General features: G+C 62.2%; 23 protein-coding genes. 19 read left to right on the forward strand and 4 right to left on the reverse strand.

Features of this window, described 5'->3' with window-relative positions; all coding sequences use genetic code 11:
* Positions 1-3 precede the first annotated feature (3 nt).
* The 3 genes from ACTRWK_RS08260 to ACTRWK_RS08270 all read left to right on the forward strand — a co-directional run bounded on the left by ACTRWK_RS08260 (position 4) and on the right by ACTRWK_RS08270 (position 2,625).
* Complete coding sequence (locus ACTRWK_RS08260) at positions 4-1,236, forward strand: MFS transporter (protein ID WP_037943310.1); 1,233 nt, start codon at positions 4-6, stop codon at positions 1,234-1,236.
* A 59-nt stretch (positions 1,237-1,295) separates the two neighbouring features.
* Positions 1,296-2,168 (forward strand): 50S ribosomal protein L11 methyltransferase, encoded by an 873-nt coding sequence (locus tag ACTRWK_RS08265; protein WP_009826104.1) that lies wholly within the window; start codon positions 1,296-1,298, stop codon positions 2,166-2,168.
* A gap of 109 nt (positions 2,169-2,277) precedes the next feature.
* Positions 2,278-2,625: a hypothetical protein gene (locus ACTRWK_RS08270; protein WP_286699363.1), complete on the forward strand. Its 348-nt coding sequence runs from the start codon at positions 2,278-2,280 to the stop codon at positions 2,623-2,625.
* Between the two features lie 132 nt (positions 2,626-2,757).
* Here ACTRWK_RS08270 and ACTRWK_RS08275 read toward each other — a convergent pair whose 3' ends face one another.
* Positions 2,758-2,976 (reverse strand): DUF1127 domain-containing protein, encoded by a 219-nt coding sequence (locus ACTRWK_RS08275; RefSeq protein ID WP_005851636.1) that lies wholly within the window; start codon positions 2,974-2,976, stop codon positions 2,758-2,760.
* Between the two features lie 330 nt (positions 2,977-3,306).
* Between ACTRWK_RS08275 and ruvC the strand changes: the two genes are divergently transcribed.
* The 16 genes from ruvC (at position 3,307) to folD (ending at position 18,695) form a co-directional block, all read left to right on the forward strand.
* Positions 3,307-3,813 carry a crossover junction endodeoxyribonuclease RuvC gene (ruvC, locus tag ACTRWK_RS08280; RefSeq protein WP_009826106.1) on the forward strand — a complete coding sequence of 169 codons (507 nt, stop codon included), beginning with the start codon at positions 3,307-3,309 and terminating at the stop codon, positions 3,811-3,813.
* Positions 3,810-4,478: a Holliday junction branch migration protein RuvA gene (gene ruvA / locus ACTRWK_RS08285; RefSeq protein WP_009826107.1), complete on the forward strand. Its 669-nt coding sequence runs from the start codon at positions 3,810-3,812 to the stop codon at positions 4,476-4,478. Before ruvC ends, ruvA begins: the two co-directional genes overlap by 4 nt.
* Before the next feature lie 49 nt (positions 4,479-4,527).
* The gene (gene ruvB / locus ACTRWK_RS08290; RefSeq protein ID WP_009826108.1) at positions 4,528-5,547 is read left to right on the forward strand and encodes a Holliday junction branch migration DNA helicase RuvB; all 1,020 of its coding nucleotides are present in this window, start codon (positions 4,528-4,530) and stop codon (positions 5,545-5,547) included.
* A 47-nt stretch (positions 5,548-5,594) separates the two neighbouring features.
* Positions 5,595-6,218, forward strand: a complete 624-nt coding sequence (locus ACTRWK_RS08295; RefSeq protein WP_037943317.1) for a hypothetical protein — start codon at positions 5,595-5,597, stop codon at positions 6,216-6,218.
* On the forward strand, positions 6,215-6,601 hold the full coding sequence (gene ybgC, locus ACTRWK_RS08300; RefSeq protein WP_005851645.1) for a tol-pal system-associated acyl-CoA thioesterase: 387 nt from the start codon (positions 6,215-6,217) through the stop codon (positions 6,599-6,601). The genes ACTRWK_RS08295 and ybgC overlap by 4 nt, the downstream gene beginning before the upstream one ends.
* A gap of 132 nt (positions 6,602-6,733) precedes the next feature.
* Positions 6,734-7,429 carry a protein TolQ gene (tolQ, locus tag ACTRWK_RS08305; RefSeq protein ID WP_005851646.1) on the forward strand — a complete coding sequence of 232 codons (696 nt, stop codon included), beginning with the start codon at positions 6,734-6,736 and terminating at the stop codon, positions 7,427-7,429.
* Positions 7,430-7,432: 3 nt separating this feature from the next.
* Positions 7,433-7,912 (forward strand): protein TolR, encoded by a 480-nt coding sequence (tolR, locus tag ACTRWK_RS08310; protein WP_243251264.1) that lies wholly within the window; start codon positions 7,433-7,435, stop codon positions 7,910-7,912.
* A 2-nt stretch (positions 7,913-7,914) separates the two neighbouring features.
* A complete protein-coding gene (locus ACTRWK_RS08315; RefSeq protein WP_289081409.1) occupies positions 7,915-9,069 on the forward strand; it encodes an energy transducer TonB in 1,155 nt (384 codons plus the stop codon).
* Entirely contained in the window at positions 9,066-10,388 is a 1,323-nt protein-coding gene (gene tolB / locus ACTRWK_RS08320) for a Tol-Pal system beta propeller repeat protein TolB (RefSeq protein ID WP_005851653.1), read from the forward strand. Before ACTRWK_RS08315 ends, tolB begins: the two co-directional genes overlap by 4 nt.
* A gap of 100 nt (positions 10,389-10,488) precedes the next feature.
* Positions 10,489-11,013: a peptidoglycan-associated lipoprotein Pal gene (pal, locus tag ACTRWK_RS08325; RefSeq protein WP_005851654.1), complete on the forward strand. Its 525-nt coding sequence runs from the start codon at positions 10,489-10,491 to the stop codon at positions 11,011-11,013.
* 28 nt (positions 11,014-11,041) lie between these two features.
* The gene (ybgF, locus tag ACTRWK_RS08330) at positions 11,042-11,893 is read left to right on the forward strand and encodes a tol-pal system protein YbgF (protein ID WP_005851655.1); all 852 of its coding nucleotides are present in this window, start codon (positions 11,042-11,044) and stop codon (positions 11,891-11,893) included.
* 4 nt (positions 11,894-11,897) lie between these two features.
* The gene (gene tilS / locus ACTRWK_RS08335; RefSeq protein ID WP_037943323.1) at positions 11,898-13,157 is read left to right on the forward strand and encodes a tRNA lysidine(34) synthetase TilS; all 1,260 of its coding nucleotides are present in this window, start codon (positions 11,898-11,900) and stop codon (positions 13,155-13,157) included.
* A 78-nt stretch (positions 13,158-13,235) separates the two neighbouring features.
* The gene (ftsH, locus tag ACTRWK_RS08340; RefSeq protein ID WP_005851657.1) at positions 13,236-15,152 is read left to right on the forward strand and encodes an ATP-dependent zinc metalloprotease FtsH; all 1,917 of its coding nucleotides are present in this window, start codon (positions 13,236-13,238) and stop codon (positions 15,150-15,152) included.
* A gap of 115 nt (positions 15,153-15,267) precedes the next feature.
* Entirely contained in the window at positions 15,268-15,849 is a 582-nt protein-coding gene (locus ACTRWK_RS08345) for an MOSC domain-containing protein (RefSeq protein ID WP_243251271.1), read from the forward strand.
* A 172-nt stretch (positions 15,850-16,021) separates the two neighbouring features.
* A complete protein-coding gene (locus tag ACTRWK_RS08350) occupies positions 16,022-17,698 on the forward strand; it encodes a formate--tetrahydrofolate ligase (RefSeq protein ID WP_462843874.1) in 1,677 nt (558 codons plus the stop codon).
* Positions 17,699-17,792: 94 nt separating this feature from the next.
* A complete protein-coding gene (gene folD, locus ACTRWK_RS08355; RefSeq protein WP_037943327.1) occupies positions 17,793-18,695 on the forward strand; it encodes a bifunctional methylenetetrahydrofolate dehydrogenase/methenyltetrahydrofolate cyclohydrolase FolD in 903 nt (300 codons plus the stop codon).
* Here folD and ACTRWK_RS08360 read toward each other — a convergent pair.
* From ACTRWK_RS08360 to ACTRWK_RS08370, 3 genes are all read right to left on the reverse strand, one after another.
* Positions 18,692-19,120 carry a PaaI family thioesterase gene (locus ACTRWK_RS08360; RefSeq protein WP_037943328.1) on the reverse strand — a complete coding sequence of 143 codons (429 nt, stop codon included), beginning with the start codon at positions 19,118-19,120 and terminating at the stop codon, positions 18,692-18,694. The genes folD and ACTRWK_RS08360 overlap by 4 nt on opposite strands.
* 41 nt (positions 19,121-19,161) lie before the next feature.
* Positions 19,162-19,827 (reverse strand): ligase-associated DNA damage response endonuclease PdeM, encoded by a 666-nt coding sequence (pdeM, locus tag ACTRWK_RS08365; RefSeq protein ID WP_005851663.1) that lies wholly within the window; start codon positions 19,825-19,827, stop codon positions 19,162-19,164.
* A gap of 257 nt (positions 19,828-20,084) precedes the next feature.
* Positions 20,085-22,509 (reverse strand): ligase-associated DNA damage response DEXH box helicase (locus ACTRWK_RS08370; RefSeq protein ID WP_462843875.1); only part of this gene is annotated, 2,425 nt, incomplete at its 5' end.

Here is a 22,509-nt window from a genome sequence, read left to right on the forward strand (position 1 = left end):
CCCATGACCCAATATGTGACCCTTGAAGATGCCAAGCATCAACCGTTCTGGCGCCGCCCTGTGGCGCTGCTGTTCCTGATGGCGCTGGCGATGCCCATTGCCTTCAACACATGGTCGGCGCTGCTGAATAACTTTGTGATTGAGGTCGCCGGGTTCGACGGATCGGACATCGGCTTGCTGCATACGGTGCGCGAGATACCGGGCTTTCTGGCGGTCGGCGTGATCGCGATTATCCTGTTCGTGCGCGAACAGGTATTGGGGTTGGTATCACTGGTGCTGCTGGGGGTGGCGACGGCGCTGACCGCGTGGTTCCCGTCGATGGGCGGTATCCTGACGATCACAATGCTCAGCTCTATCGGGTTTCACTATTACGAGACGGTGAACCAGTCGCTGCAGTTGCAGTGGCTCAAGATCGAGGACGCGCCCCGCATGATTGGCTGGCTGATGGCAGCGGGGTCGGCGGCGACGCTGATGGCCTATCTGGCGATCATGGCGCTGTGGGATACCTTGTCGCTGTCCTATAACATCGTCTATCTGATTGGCGGCGGGGTGACGGCGGTGATCGCGCTAGTGGCGCTGCTGGCCTATCCGCAGTTCGAGGCCCCGACACCGCAGGTCAAGAAGATGGTGCTGCGCAAGCGGTACTGGCTGTATTATGCGCTGCAATTCATGTCTGGCGCGCGGCGGCAGATCTTTGTCGTTTTTGCGGGCTTCATGATGGTCGAACGCTTTGGGTTTGATGTGCATGAAATCACCCTGCTCTATCTGATCAACCTGATCGCCAATATGATCTTTGCCCCGCTGATGGGCCGTGCAGTCGGCTTCTTTGGCGAGCGCCGCACGCTGAGCTTTGAATACATCGGGCTGATCATCGTGTTTCTGGCCTATGGCGGCGTCTATTATCTGGGCTGGGGCGTAGTGGTGGCCGCGACGCTTTATGTGCTGGATCACATGTTCTTTGCGCTGGCGCTCGCGCTCAAGACCTATTTTCAGAAGATTGCCGACCCTGCCGACATTGCGCCGACGGCGGCGGTGGCCTTTACCATCAATCACATCGCGGCGGTGTTCCTGCCTGTGGGGCTGGGGCTGCTGTGGCTGATCTCGCCCGCGGCGGTGTTTTTCCTTGCGGCGGGGATGGCGCTGGTGTCGCTGTTGCTGTCGCTGATGATCCCGCGCCATCCCGTGCCGGGCCACGAGACGATCTTTTCCAATCCGCTGCCGGCCCCGGCCGAGTAGCACCCCCTGACAAAGCCGGATGTCGCGCGGCGATATCGGCGATCCTGACGGAGTTTCCCATGCCAACATTCACAGCTTTGACGACCCTTGAAGGACGCAAGCCCGCCTATGCTTTGGGCGAGGCGATGGAGCGGCTGGTGCCGGAACCCACCGGTGTCGGCGTTTTCGAGATGGAAGACGGCTCGGGCCTGTGGGAAGTCGGCGGCTATTTCGAGGAAAGCCCGGATGAGACAGCGCTGGCGGTGCTGGCGGCCTCTATGGGGGCGAAGGAATTTGTCGTGTCAGAGCTGCCGGAAACCGATTGGGTCGCCCATGTGCGCCGCGAACTGTCGCCGGTCGAGGCAGGGCGGTTCTTTGTTTACGGCAGCCATGACGCGGACAAGGTGCCCGAAGACTGCGAACCGTTGTTGATCGAGGCGGCAATGGCCTTTGGCACCGGGCACCACGGCACCACATTGGGCTGCTTGCGCGCGTTGGACCGTTTGGCGAACGGCGGCATGGTCGGGCAGAACGTGGCAGACATCGGCTGCGGTACTGCGGTGCTGGCGATGGCAGCCGCGCGCATCTGGCCGAACCCCGTGTTGGCCAGCGACATCGACGAGGTTGCCGTCGACGTCGCCCGCGCCAATGCGGCCGCGAATAATCTGGCCGACCGTTTGATCTGCGTCGAGGCCGCGGGGTTTGACCATCCCGAACTGGCATCGCGCGCGCCCTTCGATCTGGTATTCGCCAACATCCTGAAAGGGCCGTTGGTCGCACTTGCCCCCGATATGGCCGAGGCGCTGGCCCCCGAGGGCTATGCGATTCTATCTGGCATTTTAAACGAACAGGCGGATGACGTGATCGAGGTTTATGCGCAATCCGGCATCAATCTTGTCAACCGAGAGGTGATTGGTGACTGGACCACGCTGACTGTCCAGAAAATGCCATAATCTTTGTCACTTTTCGCCACGAACAAGGTCGAAATGCAGAGAATTTGACACATTCTTGCTTTATTATGATCTTGCGAGAGGTGGGGGCCTTTAGCGACTAGAGGCTGCCATGGTTGATGCTCGTCAACAATTTGGGACACGCGTAAAGAGTTTAGAGAGTAAGAACGTCAAGCTCGCGCGGGGCTATTACACTACAATCCGCGCCGACGGGTTGGTTGTCGCGCGGCCGGCGCGGCGCGGCCTGCGGGTGCCGACCAAATTACTGGTCGCGTTGGTGGTCCTGTTCGTCTGCTTCAAAGGGTTCGTTCTGGCGGCGATTGGCCCCACGGCTTATGATAGCAGGCTGGACAGTTTGGCGCAGGGCACCGTGATCGAACAGGCGGGGGCTTGGGTTTTGCAGGTCGATCCGGTGACGCAAACGCTTGCCCGTAAGCTGGGGCCCGTCTTTCGCGGATAGGGGTGCTGCGGGACGGTGGCCTGCACGTCATATTTCACTGTCGTAGAATAAATGAAGCCACGCAGATCATTCAGATGTGCGTGGCTTGTGCTTTGGGTTGGCAGCCCCTTGGGCGCTATGAAACATCGACCCTTAGCGGATGAAGTGGTTCATTGCGACGCGTTCGATGTCGCCACGGACCAGACCGATATCATCGAGTTCACGGTCGGACAGCGCGGACAGGGCGTTGCGTGTGACACGTGCGTCGTTCCATTTGATGATGCTGCCGACAACGTCGCCAAGATGCGCGAAAAAGCGGTTAACAGCTGCGGCGGTGCCGTAGGTGGTTGGGGTATTATAGTAAACAGCCATTGGAGCCATCCTTGAATAAAGAAAAGCCGGATAATCCGGCGGTGCGCTGTGCAATTAGGCAGAATGAAAACACTTCACAACACCCACCGGCGCATGTGTGTTCTGCGTTTGCTGCATAGCAGCATTTGGCGGTTTAACGCTTATGCATAAGGGGTTTGCCGCCATTGACGCCGGGGTCGTTTTCAGTGGCTTGAGCGTCGCAACCCGCCCCGAAATTCAGGTTCCAGATTGAATTGTGACTTTTGTGTGGCGCGGTGCAAAAACCTTGGTGGATGTTCGCGTTTCGTGCTACTGCCTTGGAAAAAGAAAATTCTTGAGGATAATGGGCATATGATACGGGTAATCGGCATTGATCCGGGCTTGCGCAATATGGGCTGGGGCGTCATCGACGTGGCCGGCAGCCGCATCACGCATGTGGCGAACGGCATTTGTCAGTCCGAGGGGGCCGATCTTGCTACGCGTCTTTTGTCGCTCCATGCGCAGTTGACGCGCATCATGGTGACCTATCGACCCGATGCCGCGGCGGTGGAACAGACTTTTGTGAACAAGGATGGTGCCGGGACGCTCAAGCTGGGGCAGGCGCGGGGGATCGCGATGCTGGTGCCTGCGCAGGCGGGGCTGGCGGTGGGTGAATATGCGCCCAATACGGTCAAGAAAACGGTCGTTGGCGTCGGCCACGCGGATAAGGGGCAGGTGCTTCATATGGTACGCATGCAATTGCCGGGGGCAGAGATTGCCGGCCCCGATGCCGCGGATGCCTTGGCGATCGCGATCTGTCACGCGCATCACGGGGGGGCGTCGACCTTGGCGCAGGCCGTCGCAAGGGCAAGCGCATGATTGGCAAGATCACAGGACGTATTGATTATCGCGCGCCGGACCATCTGCTGATTGACGTGCGTGGTGTTGGTTATCTGGTCTATTGCTCTGACCGGACAATGGCTGCGCTGCCCGGCGTGGGCGAGGTGGTGGCGCTTTTCACCGATCTGGTGGTGCGCGAAGACCTGATGCAGCTTTTCGGCTTTCAGACATTGGCGGAGAAGGAATGGCACCGGCTGCTGACCTCTGTTCAGGGGGTGGGGGCCAAGGCCTCGCTGGCCATTCTGGGCGCGCTTGGGCCAGATGGTGTCAGCCGCGCCATCGCGCTTGGCGACTGGAACGCGGTCAAAGTGGCAAAGGGCGTCGGCCCCAAGATCGCGCAGCGCGTGGTGCTGGACCTCAAGGATAAGGCTCCGGGGGTGATGGCGATGACCGGTTCGCTGGCCGAGGCGCATGGCGAGGTCGAAGCCGCAGCAGAGGTGATCGAAACCGCTGCCCCCAAACGCCGCCCCGTGGCCCCGCCGAACCAGTCCGCGCAGGCAGAGGCGCTGTCGGCGCTTGGCAACCTTGGCTATGGTCCGGGCGATGCGGCAGGGGCCGTGGCGCAAGCCGCCGGTGAGATGCCCGAGGCCGAGACCCCGCAGTTGATCCGCGCGGCGTTGAAACTGCTTGCCCCCAAAGGATAGGATGCGCATAGCCGCGTGGCCGTCCGTATGAACCTTGCTTGGATATTTGATGATCGACAGTGACCCAACTTTGCGGCCGGACCCGCAGCCCGGTGATATAGACCGCGCCCTGCGCCCGCAGATGCTGGATGAATTCGTCGGTCAGGCCGAGGCGCGGGCCAACCTCAAGGTGTTCATCCAATCCGCCAAGCAGCGGGGCGAGGCGATGGACCACACGCTGTTCCATGGCCCGCCCGGATTGGGGAAGACCACGCTGGCGCAGATCATGGCACGCGAGCTGGGGGTCGGGTTCCGCATGACCTCTGGCCCTGTGCTGGCAAAGGCGGGCGATCTGGCGGCGATCCTGACCAACCTCGAAGCCCGCGATGTGTTGTTCATCGATGAAATCCACCGTCTGAACCCAGCCGTGGAAGAGGTGCTGTATCCCGCGTTGGAAGACTTTGAACTGGACCTCGTGATCGGAGAAGGGCCCGCCGCGCGGACGGTGCGCATCGAGCTGCAGCCCTTCACGCTGGTTGGCGCGACAACGCGCATGGGGCTGTTGACCACGCCGCTGCGCGACCGTTTCGGCATTCCTACGCGTTTGCAGTTCTATACCGAGGATGAGTTGTTCATCATCGTCGATCGCAATGCCCGCAAGCTGGGGGCCCCCGCCGATGAGGGGGGCGCACGCGAGATCGCCAAGCGCGCCCGTGGCACCCCGCGTATCGCGGGCCGTCTGCTGCGGCGCGTTGTGGATTTCGCCGTGGTCGAAGGCGACGGCCGCGTGACCCGCGCGCTGGCGGATATGGCGCTGACCCGTCTTGGCGTCGACAAGCTGGGGCTGGACGGGGCCGACCGCCGCTATCTGCGTCTGATCGCCGAGAATTATCAGGGCGGACCGGTCGGGATCGAAACCATGTCGGCGGCGCTGTCTGAATCCCGTGATGCGCTGGAAGAGGTGATCGAGCCCTACCTGCTGCAACAAGGGCTGATCCAGCGCACGCCGCGGGGACGGATGCTGGCGCAGAAAGCCTGGACACATCTGGGGATGGCACCGCCCAAACCCCAAAGCGATTTGTTTGGCTGAGGGCGGGGAAGCCTTCGGCGAGGATTTAAGACCATTTGGAAGTTGAGATGACACCACAAGAGATCGAAGCGCTGTTTACCCGAAGCGACGACAGCTATGCCTTTGCCCGTTGGGGCCGCCCGTTGGCACCTGTGGTCTTTGGCGTGGATGATGCGACGCTGACCGTGGTCAAAAGCGCGATCGAGGCGGTCTGTCAGTTGGGGGGGCACAGCATGTCAGAGACCGACCCCGAGCTTGGCAGCAATCTGATGATGTTCTTTTTCAAGGATTGGGCAGAGCTGTTGGAGGTGCCCGATCTGGACCGTCTGGTGCCTGATCTTGGCCCGCTGGTGGAAAAGCTGGATGCGGCGGGGGCCAATCAGTATCGTCTGTTCCGCTTTGACGAGACAGGCGCCATCAAGGCATGTTTCGTCTTTCTGCGCATGGACGAGCAGCTGAGCGCGATGCCCGCGCAAGCCCTGGCACTGGGGCAGATCGTGCAGTCTTTCTTGCTGTGGTCTGATACTGCGTTCCGCGAGGTGTCGCCACTAGCACTGCACGAGGGGGCGACGATCCTGAAGCCGGAGGTGGCGGTACTGTTGCGTGCGGCCTATGACCCCGTGATGCCCGTGGCAGCGCAGGACCCGTCTCATGCACTGCGTTTGTTCGCGCGGGTGGGGGCGGCGCAATGACCCACCATCTGCCGATCCGCGTTTACTACGAAGACACCGATATGGCGGGGATCGTCTATTACGCGAATTACCTGCGCTATATTGAACGGGCGCGCAGTGACTGGGTGCGCGAGATGGGAATTGACCAGCTGGCCATGAAGGCCGAAGGCGTGGTTTTTGCCGTGCGGCGGGTAGAGGCGGATTACATTCAGCCTGCGGTATTCGACGATATGCTTGATGTAGAGACATGGGCCACGTCGATCACGCCGGCCCGCATGGTGATGCAGCAAGAGGTCAAACGCGGCGATACGGTTCTGTTTCGGGCGGTGGTCACGATTGTTTGTATCGCGGCGTCAGGTAAACCCTGCCGATTGCCAGCGAAACTTCGCTCAATCCCCGTCTAGCAGGCGGATTGGCCCCATAATCCTAGCAATAGATATTGCACTCGGCTAAGCTTGTGCCAAATAGCGCCTTGGAAAACAGGGCCGTTGAGGCAGATGAAGCCCCTTTTGGGCGCAACAAAAAGAGCAGAACCGATGGAAGCAGAAACGCTGGCGGCGGCAAGCGAGATTGATTTCTCGCTCTTGGGTCTATTTCTCCGCGCAACGATTACCGTAAAACTCGTGATGATCATGCTGATCGTCGCGTCCTTCTGGTCGTGGTCGATCATCATTCAGAAGATGATCCAGTACCGCCACGCCAAAGCCGAGGCAGAGCGGTTTGACCAAGCATTCTGGTCGGGCGAGCCGTTGGACGGGTTGTATGACACGATCGGGCCGGATCCGGATGGGGCCGCAGAAAAGATTTTCGCCGCCGGTATGACGGAATGGCGCCGGTCGCATCGCGAGGATGGCGGGCTGATCCCCGGTGCCACCGCGCGGATCGACCGCAGCATGGATGTGGCGATTGCCAAAGAGGCAGAGCGTCTGCAAAAGGGCTTGCCGGTGCTGGCGACCACCGGGTCCACCGCGCCATTTATCGGTCTGTTCGGGACCGTGTTCGGGATCATGAACTCTTTCATCGAGATTGCGGCCCAGCAAAACACCAGCCTTGTCGTCGTCGCCCCCGGTATTGCCGAGGCGCTTTTGGCCACAGGTATTGGCCTTTTGGCGGCTATTCCCGCGGTTATCTTCTATAACAAGCTGAGCGCGGATTCAGACCGTATTCTGGGCGGCTACGAAGCCTTTGCTGATGAATTCGCCACCATCCTTAGCCGTCAGCTGGATAGCTGAGCCATGGCAGGTGGGGTGATGAAAAAGCAGGGCGGGGGTGGCCGTGGCCGCCGTCGCGGCCGTGCACAGCCGATGGCAGAGATCAACATCACGCCGTTCGTTGACGTGATGCTGGTGCTCTTGATCATCTTTATGGTCGCGGCACCTTTGCTGACCGTTGGCGTGCCGGTCGAGTTGCCCAAAACAGCGGCCACCGCCCTGCCGTCCGAGCAGGAGGAGCCGTTGACCGTGACCGTTCTGGCGGACGGGTCCGTGCAGATCCAGAAGACAGAAACCGCGCGTGATGATCTGGTTGCCAAGCTGCGTGCCATTTCGGCAGAGCGTGCGAGCGACCGCGTGTTCCTGCGTGCGGATGGGGCTGTGCCCTATGCCTCGATTATGGAAGTCATGGGGGCGCTGAACGCAGGTGGCTTTAGCAACATTGGTCTGGTGACTGAAACCGGCGGGCCGAAGTTGGACGGCACAGGCGCGTCAGGCGGGTAACCATGCACAAGGGGCATTACATCTCTGGCGCGGGTCACTTGGGGCTCATCGGCTGGCTATTGCTGGGGAATATCTTTACCTCGCACAGCGACCCTGTGGAGATGCAGGAGGTGTCGGTCATCTCTGCCGCGCAATATGACGAGATGGTCGCCGCAGCGCAATCGGCGCAGGCGGAGGCCGCAGCGCAGCCCGAGCCTGCCCCTGAACCGGAACCTGCGCCCGAACCAGAACCGACCCCTGAGCCTACGCCCGAGCCCGAGCCCGCCCCGGAACCCGAGCCTGTGCCAGAGCCCGAACCCATCGCGCCGCCCCCCTCGGAGGACGTGAGCGATCAGGCCCCCGAGCTGCCTGAGCCGCCTGCCGATGTCGCCGTTCTGACGCCAGAGGAAGCACCCGTCGCCGTCCCGCGCCCTGTAGAGCGCGTGGCCCCCGAACCCGTAGAGGCCCCGGATCCCGAGGCGCGCACCGATGATGTGCTGCGCGAGGCCGCGACACCGGATGCGCCGGCAGAGAAGATCGTGGAAGAGGCACAGGAAGCCACCGCCCCCGAAGAGGCGACGACGCAGATTGTGACCGAAGCAACGGAAGCGCCCAAAGCGTCGCCGACCCAATCCGCACGTCCTCCGGCCCGCCGGCCCACGCCTCCTGCGCCGCAGGTGGCAGAGGCACCCGCCGAGACGCCGAAACCCGAAGCGCCAAAGCCCGCCACACCCAAGCCAGAGGCCCCCAAGCCGACGCCCGAACCGACAACGGATAAGGACGCCGTGGCAGCCGCGCTCGCCGAAGCCATGGGAGAGACCGACGCGCCTGCAACGCCGGCGGCACCCTCGGGCCCGCCATTGTCGGCTGGCGAGAAAGAATCGCTGCGCGTGGCGGTATCGTCGTGCTGGAACGTGGGGTCCCTTTCCTCCGAGGCATTGCGCACTACTGTAGTGGTGAGTGTCGCAATGAACCAAGATGGCACGCCACAGACCAATTCGATCAAGATGACCAGCAGTTCGGGCGGATCACAGGGGGCTGCCAATCAGGCGTTCGAGGCCGCACGGCGGGCAATTATCCGCTGCGGCGCGCGCGGGTATCAGCTTCCTGTAGAAAAATTCGGTCAATGGCAGAATATTGAGATGACCTTTAATCCTGAAAGGATGCGCATCAAATGATTGTACGAATTCTGAGCCTCTGTCTCGCGCTTATCGGCGGTGTTGCCTCGGTCGCGCAGGCGCAGGATGGACCATTGCGGATCGAGATTACCGAAGGTGTGATTGAACCCTTGCCCTTTGCCGTGCCCAGCTTTCAGCCCGAAAGCGGGGACGCGGGGCAGATGGCCGTTGATCTGGCGCGGGTCGTGTCCGAAGATCTTGTCGGCTCTGGTCTGTTCCGTGAAGTACCGGCAAGCGCCTATATCTCGACCGTAAGCGATTTTAACGCGCCGATCCAATATGCTGACTGGAAGGCGATCAACGCGCAGGCGCTGATCACCGGTGCCGTCAGTGTCTCGGGCAATACGTTGAATGTGAAGTTCCGCCTGTATGACGTATTTTCGGGCGCTGAACTGGGGTCGGGCTTGCAGTTTTCGGGCACGGTCGATGGCTGGCGTCGCATGGCGCATAAGGTGGCCGATGCCGTCTATTCGCGTATCACGGGCGAAGGGGGCTATTTCGACAGCCGCGTCGTCTATGTCTCCGAGACGGGGCCCAAGGACGACCGCGCGAAACGGCTGGCCGTGATGGATTATGACGGGGCCAATGTGCGCTATCTGACCGACAGCTCGTCCATCGTGCTGGCACCGCGGTTCTCGCCCTCGGGGGATCGTATTCTCTACACCAGCTACGAAAGCGGCTTCCCGCGGATCTATGTGCTCGACATCGGGTCGGTGCAGCGTCGCGTGCTGGAAAGCGCCGAAGGCACCATGAGCTTTGCGCCGCGGTTCTCTCCGTCCGGCAATACGGTTGTCTATTCGCTGACCCAAGGCGGGAACACGGATATCTACACGATGGATATCAACACCGGCCAGTCGACACGGCTGACCAATACGCCTGCAATTGAAACCGCGCCCAGCTATTCGCCGGACGGCAGCCGGATCGTTTTCGAAAGCGACCGTTCGGGATCGCAGCAGCTCTATATCATGCCAGCAACAGGCGGCGAGGCTACGCGGATCTCGTTTGGCGAAGGGCGCTATGGCACGCCGGTCTGGTCGCCGCGCGGCGATCTGGTGGCCTTTACCAAGCAGAACAAGGGCCGGTTCCACATCGGCGTGATGCGGCTGGACGGGTCGGAAGAACGTCTGCTGACCGCGTCGTTCCTGGATGAAGGCCCCACATGGGCCCCCAACGGCCGCGTCATCATGTTCGCGCGGGAAACCCAGGGGGCAGGCGGGGCGTCGTCGCTGTATTCGGTCGATATCTCGGGCCGGAACCTCAAGCCTGTGCGCACCCAAGAGGGCGGATCGGATCCGTCTTGGTCGCCGCTTCAGAAGTAAACAACAGCCATAGTGCCTTGGTGTTTCCCAATACCAAGGCACTATGGTAACACCGTCACAACAGACACATTAAAATGCTATCGTCAAAAAGGCACAGTCCATGAACCGCATTCTCACCGCAACTCTATTGATCGCAGCCCTGGCCGTATCGGCTTGTACCAACCCTGACCGCTTTGGCGCGGACGGCATGAATAACGGTGCCGCGAATGGCGCAGGCCTGAACGGGGGCATTATCCCCGGCAGCGCGAACGACCCGGCTTCTACGGCATATTTCCAGCAAGCCGTTGGGGATCGCGTTCTGTTCCTGGTCGACCAATCCAACCTGACCCCCGAAGGCCAAGCGACGCTGGACGGTCAGGCAGCCTGGTTGAACACCAACACCGATTACCAAGCCGTGATCGAAGGCCACGCGGACGAGCAGGGCACACGGGAATACAACCTTGCGCTTGGCGCACGCCGCGCCAATGCAGCGCGCGAATATTTGATCTCGCGCGGGATCGCCGCCAGCCGTCTTCGCGTTGTAAGCTATGGTAAGGAACGCCCGATCGAAGTCTGTTCGAGCGAGGCATGCTATGCCAAGAACCGTCGGGCCGTGACCGTACTTGCGGGCGGTCTGACCAGCTAAGTCGTCTACGTTAGGTTAGGATTTTAATATGCGGTTTGCTTTGATTGTAGCGCTTGGACTGGCCTTTGGGCCGGTCGCGGCGCAGGCGCAGGATGCGCAGACTTTGGCGGATGTGCGTCAGGAACTGACGGTGCTGAACGTCGAGGTACAAAAGCTGCGCCGGGAACTGTCCACCACGGGCGGCGCGAGCGTTGCCGTGACCGGTGGGTCGGTGCTTGAGCGCGTCAATGCAATGGAAAGTGAACTGCAGCGCCTGACCTCTAAAACCGAAGAGCTGGAAAACCGGATCAACCGCGTGGTTACCGACGGGACCAACCGGATCGGTGATCTGGAATTCCGGCTCGTGGAGCTTGAAGGCGGCGACGTGGGTAGCCTCGGCCAGACCTCTACCCTTGGCGGGGGCGAGATGCCCGCGACCATGGCACCCGCCACGCCCGTGCCCGCACCAGCGGACCCGTTGGCCAATACCTCTACCCCCACCAATACCGCAGAACTTGCGGTGGGTGAAAAAACAGACTTCGAGCGGGCGAAGGCGGCGCTCGCTGACGGTGACTTTCGCAGCGCCGCAGACCAGTTTGCGACCTTCAATCAGACCTACCCGGGCGGACCGCTAGGCCCCGAAGCCGACCTGCGGCGCGGCGACGCGCTGGACGGTCTGGGCGATACCCGCGAAGCGGCACGCGCCTATCTGGCAAGCTTTAGCGCCGATCCCGCGGGGCCTGTCGCGGCAGAAGCACTGTACCAGCTTGGCAGCTCTCTGGGGGCCTTGGGCCAAACCCAAGAAGCCTGCGTCACCTTGGGCGAAGTCGCATCGCGCTTCCCCACAAGCCCTTTCGTCGCGCAAGCCCAATCCGAACGCAGCGTGCTTGCCTGCCAGTGATCCGATGACCGACCCGCTGGCGCAGAGCATCGCCGCCAGCTTTGACCCCGCGCCGCCGCCCGTATTGGGTGTGGCGGTGTCGGGGGGCGGCGACTCTGTCGCGCTTTTACATCTTCTGAATGGCTATGCCCGCAGCCGCGGGATCGCGCTGCACGCAGCGACCGTGGATCACGGCCTGCGACCCGAGGCCGCTCGCGAAGCCGCGATGGTCGCCGCCCAGTGTCGCGCGCTTGGCGTTCCGCATGATACGTTGAGGTGGACGGGCTGGGACCACAGCGGCAATTTGCAGAACGAGGCCCGCAAGGCACGTTACCGGTTGTTGGCGGATTGGGCACGGGGGCAGGGCATTGGCGCTGTCTGCATCGGGCATACCGCCGACGATCTGGCAGAGACTTTCGTGATGCGTTTGGGGCGCCGGGCAGGGGTCGACGGGCTTTCCGCCATGCCTGCGATGTTCGACCGTCACGGCATGCGTTGGCACAGGCCCTTACTCAACGCTCGCCGCGCCGACCTGCGCGCGCATCTGACGCGTTGCGGGGTGACTTGGGTCGATGACCCCAGCAACGAGGATGACAGCTTTGCGCGGGTGCGCATCCGCAAGGCGCTGGCGGTGCTGACCGATCTGGGCGTTGATTCTGCCGCACTTGCCGATGTCTCGCGCCACCTTGCCGATGCCCGTACCGCGCTTGACGCGCAGATGTTTGCCGCCGCACGCGCCCATGCCCAAGTTCAATGCGGTGCCGTGGCGATGGATTGGCAGGCGCTGTGTGACCTCCCGACAGAGACACGCCGCCGATTGCTGACCCATACGATCGCTTGGATCAACGGGGCCACCTACGCCCCACGCAGCAGCGCCGTGGCAGAGGTGCTGACGGCGCTTGATGATGCCGGTGCCGCGACCGTGCAGGGGTGCGAGCTGCGTTTGAAGCGCGATAAACTGTGGATTTACAGAGAGTTGCGGGCAGTGCGGGCAGTTGATGCGCCCGTGGGCGCACTTTGGGACGGCCGCTGGCGTCTGGAACCTTGCGGCGATGCGCCCGCGCCCGACACGCAAACCACGATCCGTGCCTTGGGCGCTGAGGGGCTGCGCAGCTTTGCTGATTGGCGCGATTTGGGCGTGCCGCGCGGTGTCTTGCTGGCCTCTCCGGCGGTGTGGCAGGGCGCGGAACTGGTCGCTGCCCCCCTTGTCGGTCGGTCGCAAAACTGGCAAGCAGTGCTCGAACGCGGCGAAGATGCCTTTTTTGCCGCACATATGACGCATTGAACATGCGCCGATCGTGTCTATCTTACACGCATTGGGCGCTGTGTTTGGTGCCGTCCCCCGGATGTAGGAGACTTTCCTTTGGGTAATATGCGCAATCTCGCCTTTTGGGTTGTATTGATGCTTTTGGTTTTGGCGCTGTTCAATCTGTTCAGCGGCTCGACTGGCGGGCTGCAAAGCCGTGAAATCAGCTATTCCGAATTTGTGACCGCTGTCGAAGCAGGGGACGTGCGCAACGTCACGCTTGATGGTGAACAGGTTCGTTTCCGTCGTGCCGATGGCAGTGACTATGTCACGATCCGGCCCGAAGACGCCGAGGTCACCAGCCTGCTGATGTCCAAGGACATCCCTGTGCGCGCTGAACCCCAGCAACAATCCGGTTTCCAGACCTTCCTGATGTCGCTGTTGCCCATCCTTCTGCTGATCGGTGTGTGGATCTATTTCATGAACCGCATGCAGGGCGGTGGCAAAGGCGGGGCGATGGGGTTCGGCAAGTCCAAGGCCAAGATGCTGACCGAAAAACACGGTCGTGTGACGTTTGACGACGTGGCGGGCATCGACGAGGCAAAGGAAGAGCTGGAAGAGATCGTCGAATTCCTGCGCAACCCGCAAAAGTTCAGCCGTTTGGGCGGCAAGATCCCCAAAGGCGCACTGCTTGAGGGCCCTCCCGGTACCGGTAAGACCCTGCTGGCGCGGGCGATTGCCGGCGAGGCGGGTGTGCCGTTCTTCACCATCTCGGGCTCTGACTTCGTCGAGATGTTCGTTGGCGTGGGTGCCAGCCGCGTGCGCGACATGTTCGAACAGGCCAAGAAAAATGCGCCCTGCATCGTCTTCATCGATGAGATCGACGCCGTGGGCCGGTCCCGTGGGGCGGGCTACGGTGGTGGCAACGACGAGCGTGAACAGACCTTGAACCAGCTGCTGGTCGAGATGGACGGCTTTGAGGCGAACGAAGGCGTGATCATCATCGCCGCGACGAACCGCAAAGACGTGCTGGACCCTGCCTTGCTGCGTCCGGGCCGCTTTGACCGTCAGGTCACCGTGGGCAATCCCGACATCAAGGGCCGCGAGAAAATCCTTGGGGTGCATGCGCGCAAGACACCGCTTGGCCCTGACGTAGACCTGCGCATTATCGCGCGCGGTACACCCGGTTTCTCGGGTGCGGATCTGGCGAACCTCGTGAACGAGGCCGCGCTGACCGCCGCACGCGTGGGCCGTCGCTTTGTCGCGATGATGGATTTCGAGGCCGCGAAAGACAAGATCATGATGGGTGCCGAGCGCCGGTCGATGGTGTTGACGCAGGACCAGAAGGAAAAGACCGCCTACCACGAAGCCGGTCACGCCATCGTCGGGATCAAGCTGCCGAAATGCGACCCTGTCTATAAGGCCACGATCATTCCGCGCGGCGGTGCCTTGGGTATGGTGATGAGCCTGCCCGAAATGGACAAACTGCAAATGTTCAAGGACGAAGCCGAGCAAAAGATCGCCATGACGATGGCGGGCAAAGCGGCTGAGATTTTCAAATATGGCGCTGAAACCGTGTCGTCGGGCCCGATGGGCGATATCATGCAGGCCAGCCAGTTGGCGCGTGGCATGGTGATGCGCATGGGCATGTCCGACAAGGTCGGGAACATCGACTATTCGGAAGCGGCGGCGGGTTACCAAGCCAACGGCGGCGCGGGCGGGTTCAGCGTTTCTGCGGCCACGAAAGAGCTGATCGAATCCGAAGTGAAGCGCATCATCGACGAAGGCTACGACCGCGCCTATAAAATGATCACCGATCACGAGGAAGAATTCGAACGTCTGGCCCAAGGTCTGCTGGAATACGAGACCCTCACCGGCGAGGAGATCAAGCGCGTCATGGAAGGCAAACCGCCCCAAGACCCGGACGGCGACGACACCAGCGGCATGGACAAACCAAGCCTGACCGCGATCCCCAAGGCCAAAGGCAAGAAGACGCCTCCGCCAAGCGGGATGGAGCCAGAGCCAAGCGTCTGACGCCTAGGCATTGATCACCAGAATACGAAAGAAAAGGCCCTGCACCCGCGGGGCCTTTTCTTTTGTCGCGGCTTTGCGCAGGTTACGGACAACGCAGCGCGAAAGGATGCCGGTCATGCCGACGATGAAAGAAACCGAGTTTACCGCAACGATCACATGGCTTGGTGTGGTGCCCAAGCTGGCCAAGGGCATCCGCGCCGAACCCCGGAGCGAAGCTTTCGCCAGCTATGCCGGTTTCGAGGATGACGTGCATGCGGGGCTGACCCGCGCGTCCTGTGTGCGGGTCACGAACCTTTATCCCAAGGGCACCGAGATCCGGAACGTGCGTCAGCTGTCGATCCTGTCTGCGGAAGAAATGGCCCTGATCGCGGCCGACATGGGAATGGAGGCACTGGACCCCGTGCACCTTGGCACGTCGATGGTGATCAAGGGCATCCCCGATTTCACCCATGTGCCGCCCAATGCGCGGCTGCAGGCTGCCTCGGGTGCGACGATCACGATTGATACCGAAAACCGCCCCTGCGTATTGCCCGGTCGCGAGATCGAACAAGACAGCCCCGGCCACGGTCCCAAGTTCAAATCCGCCGCCGAGAACCGTCGCGGCGTGACCGCCTGGATCGAACGCGAGGGGCTGTTGCGCGTCGGTGATACGCTGCGCCTGTTCATCCCCGACCAGCCAGCCTGGCAGCACGGCTAGGCCCATCGGGGCGCGGGCTCACAGCGACCCGCCCGCTCAAATCAGCGACACACCCGCCGGATCGCCGCATCAAGCGCCGGATATGTCGGAATTGCCCCCTCTGCCCATGCCCTCACAGGCGTATTGAGGACATAAGAAACATAGAACGCCGACGGCGCATCAGGGAGGACATATGACCTTTAAATCCGACATCCAAATCGCACGCGAAGCCAGCAAACGCCCCATTCAGGAGATCGGGCAAAAGCTGGGCATCAGCAGCGATGATCTGCTGCCCTACGGCCATGACAAGGCGAAGGTGTCGCAAAAGTTCATCAACTCGGTGCAGGACCGTCCCGATGGCAAGCTGATCCTCGTCACCGCGATCAACCCCACACCCGCGGGCGAGGGGAAAACCACGACCACCGTCGGTCTGGGCGACGGGTTGAACCGCATCGGCAAAAACGCAGCCGTCTGTATCCGCGAGGCGTCTCTTGGTCCGAACTTCGGCATGAAGGGCGGGGCCGCGGGGGGCGGCTATGCGCAAATCGTCCCGATGGAAGAGATGAACCTGCATTTCACCGGTGACTTCCACGCCATCACCTCGGCGCACAACCTGCTCAGCGCGATGATCGATAACCACATCTATTGGGGCAACGCGCTGGAGATCGACCTGCGTCGTGTCGTCTGGCGCCGCGTCGTCGACATGAACGACCGCGCCCTGCGTCAGATCACGGCGTCCTTGGGCGGTGTGTCGAACGGTTTCCCCCGCGAGGCCGGGTTCGACATCACCGTCGCGTCCGAAGTCATGGCGATCTTGTGTTTGGCCAAAGACCTGAACGACCTGCAAAAGCGCCTTGGCGACATGATCGTCGCCTATACCCGCGAGCGTAAACCGATCTATGCGCGCGATATCAAAGCGGATGGTGCGATGACCGTGCTGTTGAAAGACGCGATGCAGCCGAACCTTGTGCAGACGCTGGAAAACAACCCCGCTTTCGTCCACGGCGGGCCTTTCGCCAATATCGCGCATGGCTGCAACTCTGTCATTGCGACCACCACCGCGCTGAAGCTGGCCGATTATGTGGTGACCGAAGCGGGCTTTGGTGCCGATCTGGGGGCAGAGAAGTTCCTGAACATCAAATGCCGCAAGGCGGGGTTGGCACCGTCCTGCGTCGTGGTTGTGGCCACCGTGCGCGCGATGAAGATGAACGGCGGCGTGGCCAAGGCTGATCTTGGCGCTGAAAACGTCGACGCCGTCCAGGCCGGTAGCCCCAACCTTGGCCGCCACATCGAGAACCTGAAATCCTTTGGCGTGCCCGTCGTCGTCGCGATCAACCATTTCGTCACCGACACCGACGCAGAGGTGCAAGCGGTCAAAGACTATGTCGCCTCGCAAGGGGCCGAGGCCGTGCTGTCCCGCCACTGGGAATTGGGCAGCGCTGGCTCTGCCGAACTTGCCGAGAAAGTGGTCGAGACGATCGATAAGGGCAAGGCGGATTTCGCCACGCTCTACCCCGACGCGATGCCGCTGGCCGATAAGATCAACACCATTGCCACAAAGATCTATCGCGCGGATGGGGCGGTGATGGATCAGAAGATCCTCAACCAGTTGAAAGACTGGGAAGAGCAGGGATATGGCGATCTGCCGGTCTGTATGGCCAAAACGCAATACAGCTTTACCACCGACCCCGAAGCCCGCGGCGCGCCAACCGGCTTTACCATCCCCGTGCGCGAGGTGCGCCTGTCTGCCGGCGCGGGCTTTGTCGTGGCCATCTGCGGTGAGATCATGACCATGCCGGGCCTGCCGCGGGTGCCTTCTGCCGAAAATATTCGTCTCAATGACATCGGTGATGTTGAAGGTCTGTTCTAAGCGCGTATGAACAGGGCGCGGAGGGTCGCCCCTTCGCGCCTTCGCCTGCTGTGGCAGGTGATAGCAGCGCCACAACAGACAAAGGACGGTCCCCATGACAGCGACGATCATTGACGGCAAGGCATTTGCAGCACAGGTGCGGGGGCAGGTCGCCCAGCATGTCACGCGGCTGAAGGACGATCACGGGATCACGCCGGGGCTGGCTGTGGTGCTTGTCGGGGCCGATCCTGCCTCCGAGGTCTATGTCAAATCCAAGGGCAAGATGACCAAGGAAGTGGGCATGAAATCGGTCGAACACCGGCTGGCAGACACCACATCAGAGGCGGAGCTTCTGACCCTGATCGACACGCTGAACAACGATGATACGATCCACGGTATCCTCGTACAGCTCCCCTTGCCCGATCACCTGAACGAAGACCTTGTGATCAGCGCGATTGATCCGGCCAAGGATGTCGACGGGTTTCATATCTCGAACGTCGGTCTGTTGGGCACGGGGCAGAAATCCATGGTGCCCTGCACGCCGCTTGGCTGTCTGATGATGCTGCGCGACCACCACGGCACCCTGTCGGGGATGGATGCAGTCGTGATCGGGCGCAGCAATATCGTGGGCAAACCTATGGCCCAGCTTCTGCTCAACGACAGCTGCACCGTGACCATCGCCCATTCGCGGACCAAAGACCTTGCCGCTGTTGTGCGCCGCGCTGATATCGTGATCGCCGCCGTGGGCCGCCCCGAGATGGTGCCGGGCGACTGGATCAAACCGGGGGCCACAATCATCGACGTGGGCATCAACCGTCTCGACGCGCCAGAGCGGGGTGAGGGCAAGACCCGTCTGGTGGGTGATGTCGACTTTGACAGCTGCGCCAAGGTGGCCGGTGCGATCACCCCGGTGCCGGGGGGCGTGGGCCCGATGACGATCGCCTGCCTGCTGGCCAATACGGTCACGGCCTGTTGCCGTGCCCATGACCTGCCCGAACCCGAAGGGCTGACCGCCTAAGCGGCGGTCGCCGGAACCGGCACCATCGTGCCCTGAAGCAAGGCGATCAGCACCTGCTGGTCGCCGGTTTGGGCAAAGACCTCGGCCGTGACCACACAAAGCCGCTTGCCCGGTTTCACCACCTTGCCAATCGCGATCAGCCGGTCTCCGCGGGCGGGGGCCAGCAGGTTGATCTTGATCTCTGCGGTGACGACCTCGGACTCCAAGGGCAGTGTCGTCAGCGCGGCATAGCCCGCAGCGCTGTCCCCGATAGAGAACGTCAGCCCCGCGTGGCCAAACCCCTGCTGCTGGCGCGTGCCGGGCAGAATCGGTGCCTCGATCCGGATGAGCCCCTTTGATACATCACTAAGTTCAGCGCCGAGGGTCTGCATCATCGATTGTGCGTCAAAGCTGTCGCGGATGCGGGCGATTTCTTGCGGGGTCATAGGGGCTCTTTCAACATGGATAGCCGGCCCCGTGGCTGCGCTTAGCGCGGCATGGGGATCGCGGTGGGCTGCGGTCCGGTAAGTATGGCGCAGGCCTGCGGACCCATCAATGCCTGTAGCACCGGCGCGTCACTGTACAAGCCACCGGTATAGGTGCCAAAGGCAGGCATGATCAGCCGTCGGTCGTCATACAGGAAGGCCGGACGCGTCACCGACCGCCCGCGCAGCCGCAGCCGAGCCTTGGGGTGATAATGCCCCGAAACCTCGGCCTGCGCGCTTGCCTGCGCGATATGCCGGAACTGCAAGGGGCCGATCACAAGCTCGGCCAGATGCTCCCCGCCCAGTTCGACGGGACCGGGGTCGTGGTTGCCCTCTACCCACAGCCACTGCCGCCCTGCCTGCAGCCGCGCCAGCGTCAGCCGCGCAGGCTCGGGCAGAGCGTGGGCCGCGTGCAGATCATCGAAACTGTCGCCCAGACACATCACGACGCGCGCGGGCACACGGTCAAGCGCCGCCGCAAGCCGGGTCAACGTGTCCATCGTCTCGTAAGGGGGAAGCGCCGTGCCGCCGCGCCGCGCAATCCGTTCGGCTTTGCCAAGATGCAGGTCGGACACGCAGAGCAACCCGTGATCTGCCCACCACAAAGCGCCAGAGCCAAGCGCCGTCAGCCGCGCTCCGCAAAAGTCGAATTCATACCCGATGTTCATGCTGCGTTCATCACCAAGTTTGCCCGCGGGCGCAAGGGGCGCTGGCCGATGGACGCGCCTATGGCGGGGCGCAGGAGTATTTGAAAAAGGGTGAAGCGGAAGACGCCCCCGCTGATCCCGAGGGGCGTGGGGGCGTCTTCACCCTTTGCGGTCATCGGCTCTCCAGCCTGTACCGCGGGGTGATCATAGGGCAAAATACCTAAGCGAAGGTTAATTCACCCTTTCAAAAATACTCAGCTGCGCAGCGATTGCCATGTCTAGCGCCGTTTGAGGGAGATGTTATCCGGCGCGGGTGTGATCTGTGCGAGGCCGGAGGCTTCCATCAACCGCGCGGATTCCTCGGCCAGCAGACGCTCTTCTGCCTGCCCCTTGACCGGCACGCGACCCATTTCCAGAAACAGCGGTGCGGACAGCGGGCTGACACGGTCGAGGATACGGTGGTCGATCCGGCCCTTGATACGATGCAGCATTTCCTCGATCCGGCCAAAGTCGACCAGTCCGCGCAGGGCCTCTTCGCGGGTGATATCGAGCAGGAGGTGATCGGGTTCGTATTTCTGCAAGGTGTCATACAGGATATCAGAGCTGAAGGTCGCCTGCCGGCCAGACTTACGGGCTTGGGGAGTGTTCCGTTCGATCAGCCCTGCGATGGTGGCGGCGGCGCGGAACGTGCGTTTCATCACCGCATTGCCGGCCAGCCAATGGTCCAACCCGTCATGCAGGGCTGTGGCATCAACGAGCGGGGCGGGGTCATCGACCGGATCCAGCCCCCAGATCAGCGTGGCATAATCGGTGGCGACGAAGCCCAGGGGGTTCAGGCCCAGTTCCTCCATCCGTTTTGTCAGCAGCAGGCCGAGCGTTTGCTGCGCGTTGCGACCGGCAAAGCCGTAGAAGACCGTCTGGGCGCGGCCCTCATGGGGAAAGCTTTCGATCAGCAGTCGGCCCGGCTGCGGCAGTTGGCTGACTTCGCGTTGCAGGGTCAGCCATTCGGCCGTGTGGCGCGGCAGCTCGGGCCAGCTGTCTTGGGTGAACATGCGTTGCACGCGGGCGGAGAGCTGGGTCGAGGTGGCGAATTTGGTGCCCATGAACGTAGCGACGCGCGATTTCTTGGCGGCGGAGCGGCTGACCTCTACGGTCATTTCCCGCAGCCCCTCGTATTTGACGATCTGGCCGCCGATCAGGAACGTGTCGCCCGCGCTGAGCGAGGCGGCGAAACCTTCCTCGATTTCGCCCAAAGGGGCACCGCCGCGGTTGCGTTTCATGCGGACCTTCAGCGTGTCCGTGTCCTGAATGGTACCGATGTTCATACGGATACGCTGGCTGCTGCGGGGGTCGCGCAGGTGCCATTTGCCGTCGGTGCACATCAGACGTTGCCATCTGTCGTAGGCGCGCAGGGCGTAGCCGCCTGTGGCACAGAAATCGAGGCAGGCGTCAAAGGCGGCGCGGCTGAGGCTGGCATAGGCCCCGGCCGAGGTCACCTCGGCATAGAGCGCATTGGCGTCGAAGGGACCGGCGCAGGCGGTGATCAGGATATGCTGGCATAACACATCGCGGGGGCCGGGGCCGCGCGGGTCGCCGTCAAGATCGCCTGCCAATACGGCGTCGAGGGCGGCGACACATTCGACCACCTCGAACCGGTTTGCAGGCACCAGCAGCGCTTTGGAGGGCGCGTTATAGCGGTGGTTGGCCCGTCCGATGCGCTGGACCAGCCGTTTGACATTCTTCGGCGCACCGATCTGGATCACGAGATCGACATCGCCCCAATCGATCCCCAGATCGAGGCTGCCGGTACACACAATCGCGCGCAGATCACCGCGCACCATCGCGGCTTCGACCCGTTCGCGTTGCTGCCGATCGAGCGACCCGTGGTGGATGCCGATGGGCAGGCTATCTTCGTTGGCGAGCCAGAGATTGTGAAAGAAAATCTCGGCCTGGGCGCGGGTATTGTGGAAGATCAGGGTGGTTTTATGCTGGCGTATCTGGTCGAGTACCGCCGGAATCGCATAGGCAGCCCCATTGCCGGACCACGGCGGGGCCGCGTCCGTGCGCAGCATCCGGATGTCGGGCGGCGGGCCGGGATCGGCCAGCAGGATCGGGCAGGGGTCGGGGTGACGCGCCATGAAATGCGCGATGGCGGCGGGATCTTCGACGGTGGCGGACAGGCCCACCCGTTTCAGCCCCGGGCACAGACGTTGCAGCCGCGCCAGCGCCAGCATCAGCTGGTCGCCGCGTTTGCTGTCGGCCAGCGCGTGGATCTCGTCGATCACGACACGTTTGAGCCCTTTGAACATGCGCGGTGCATCCTCGTAGGAGGTCAACAGCGCAAGGCTTTCGGGGGTGGTCAGCAGGATATGGGGCGGGTCGGCGCGTTGCCGGCGTTTGCGCGTTTGCGAGGTGTCGCCGGTGCGGTCCTCGATCCGGATGGGGAGGCTCATTTCGGTCACCGGGGTGGTGAGGTTGCGCTTGATATCCGCGGCCAGCGCCTTGAGCGGCGAGATATAGAGCGTGTGCATGCCGTCGTGATCGCCCTCGGCCAGATCGACCAGCGTGGGCAGAAAACCCGACAGCGTCTTGCCGCCCCCCGTCGGCGCGATCAACAGCAGCGCGGGCGCGTCGGCGCGGTCCAGCATGTCCTGCTGGTGGGGGTGGATGGACCAGCCTTTGGTGGCGAACCAGTCGGAGAAC

The organism is Sulfitobacter sp. G5_S2_6_S6, from assembly GCF_054968505.1.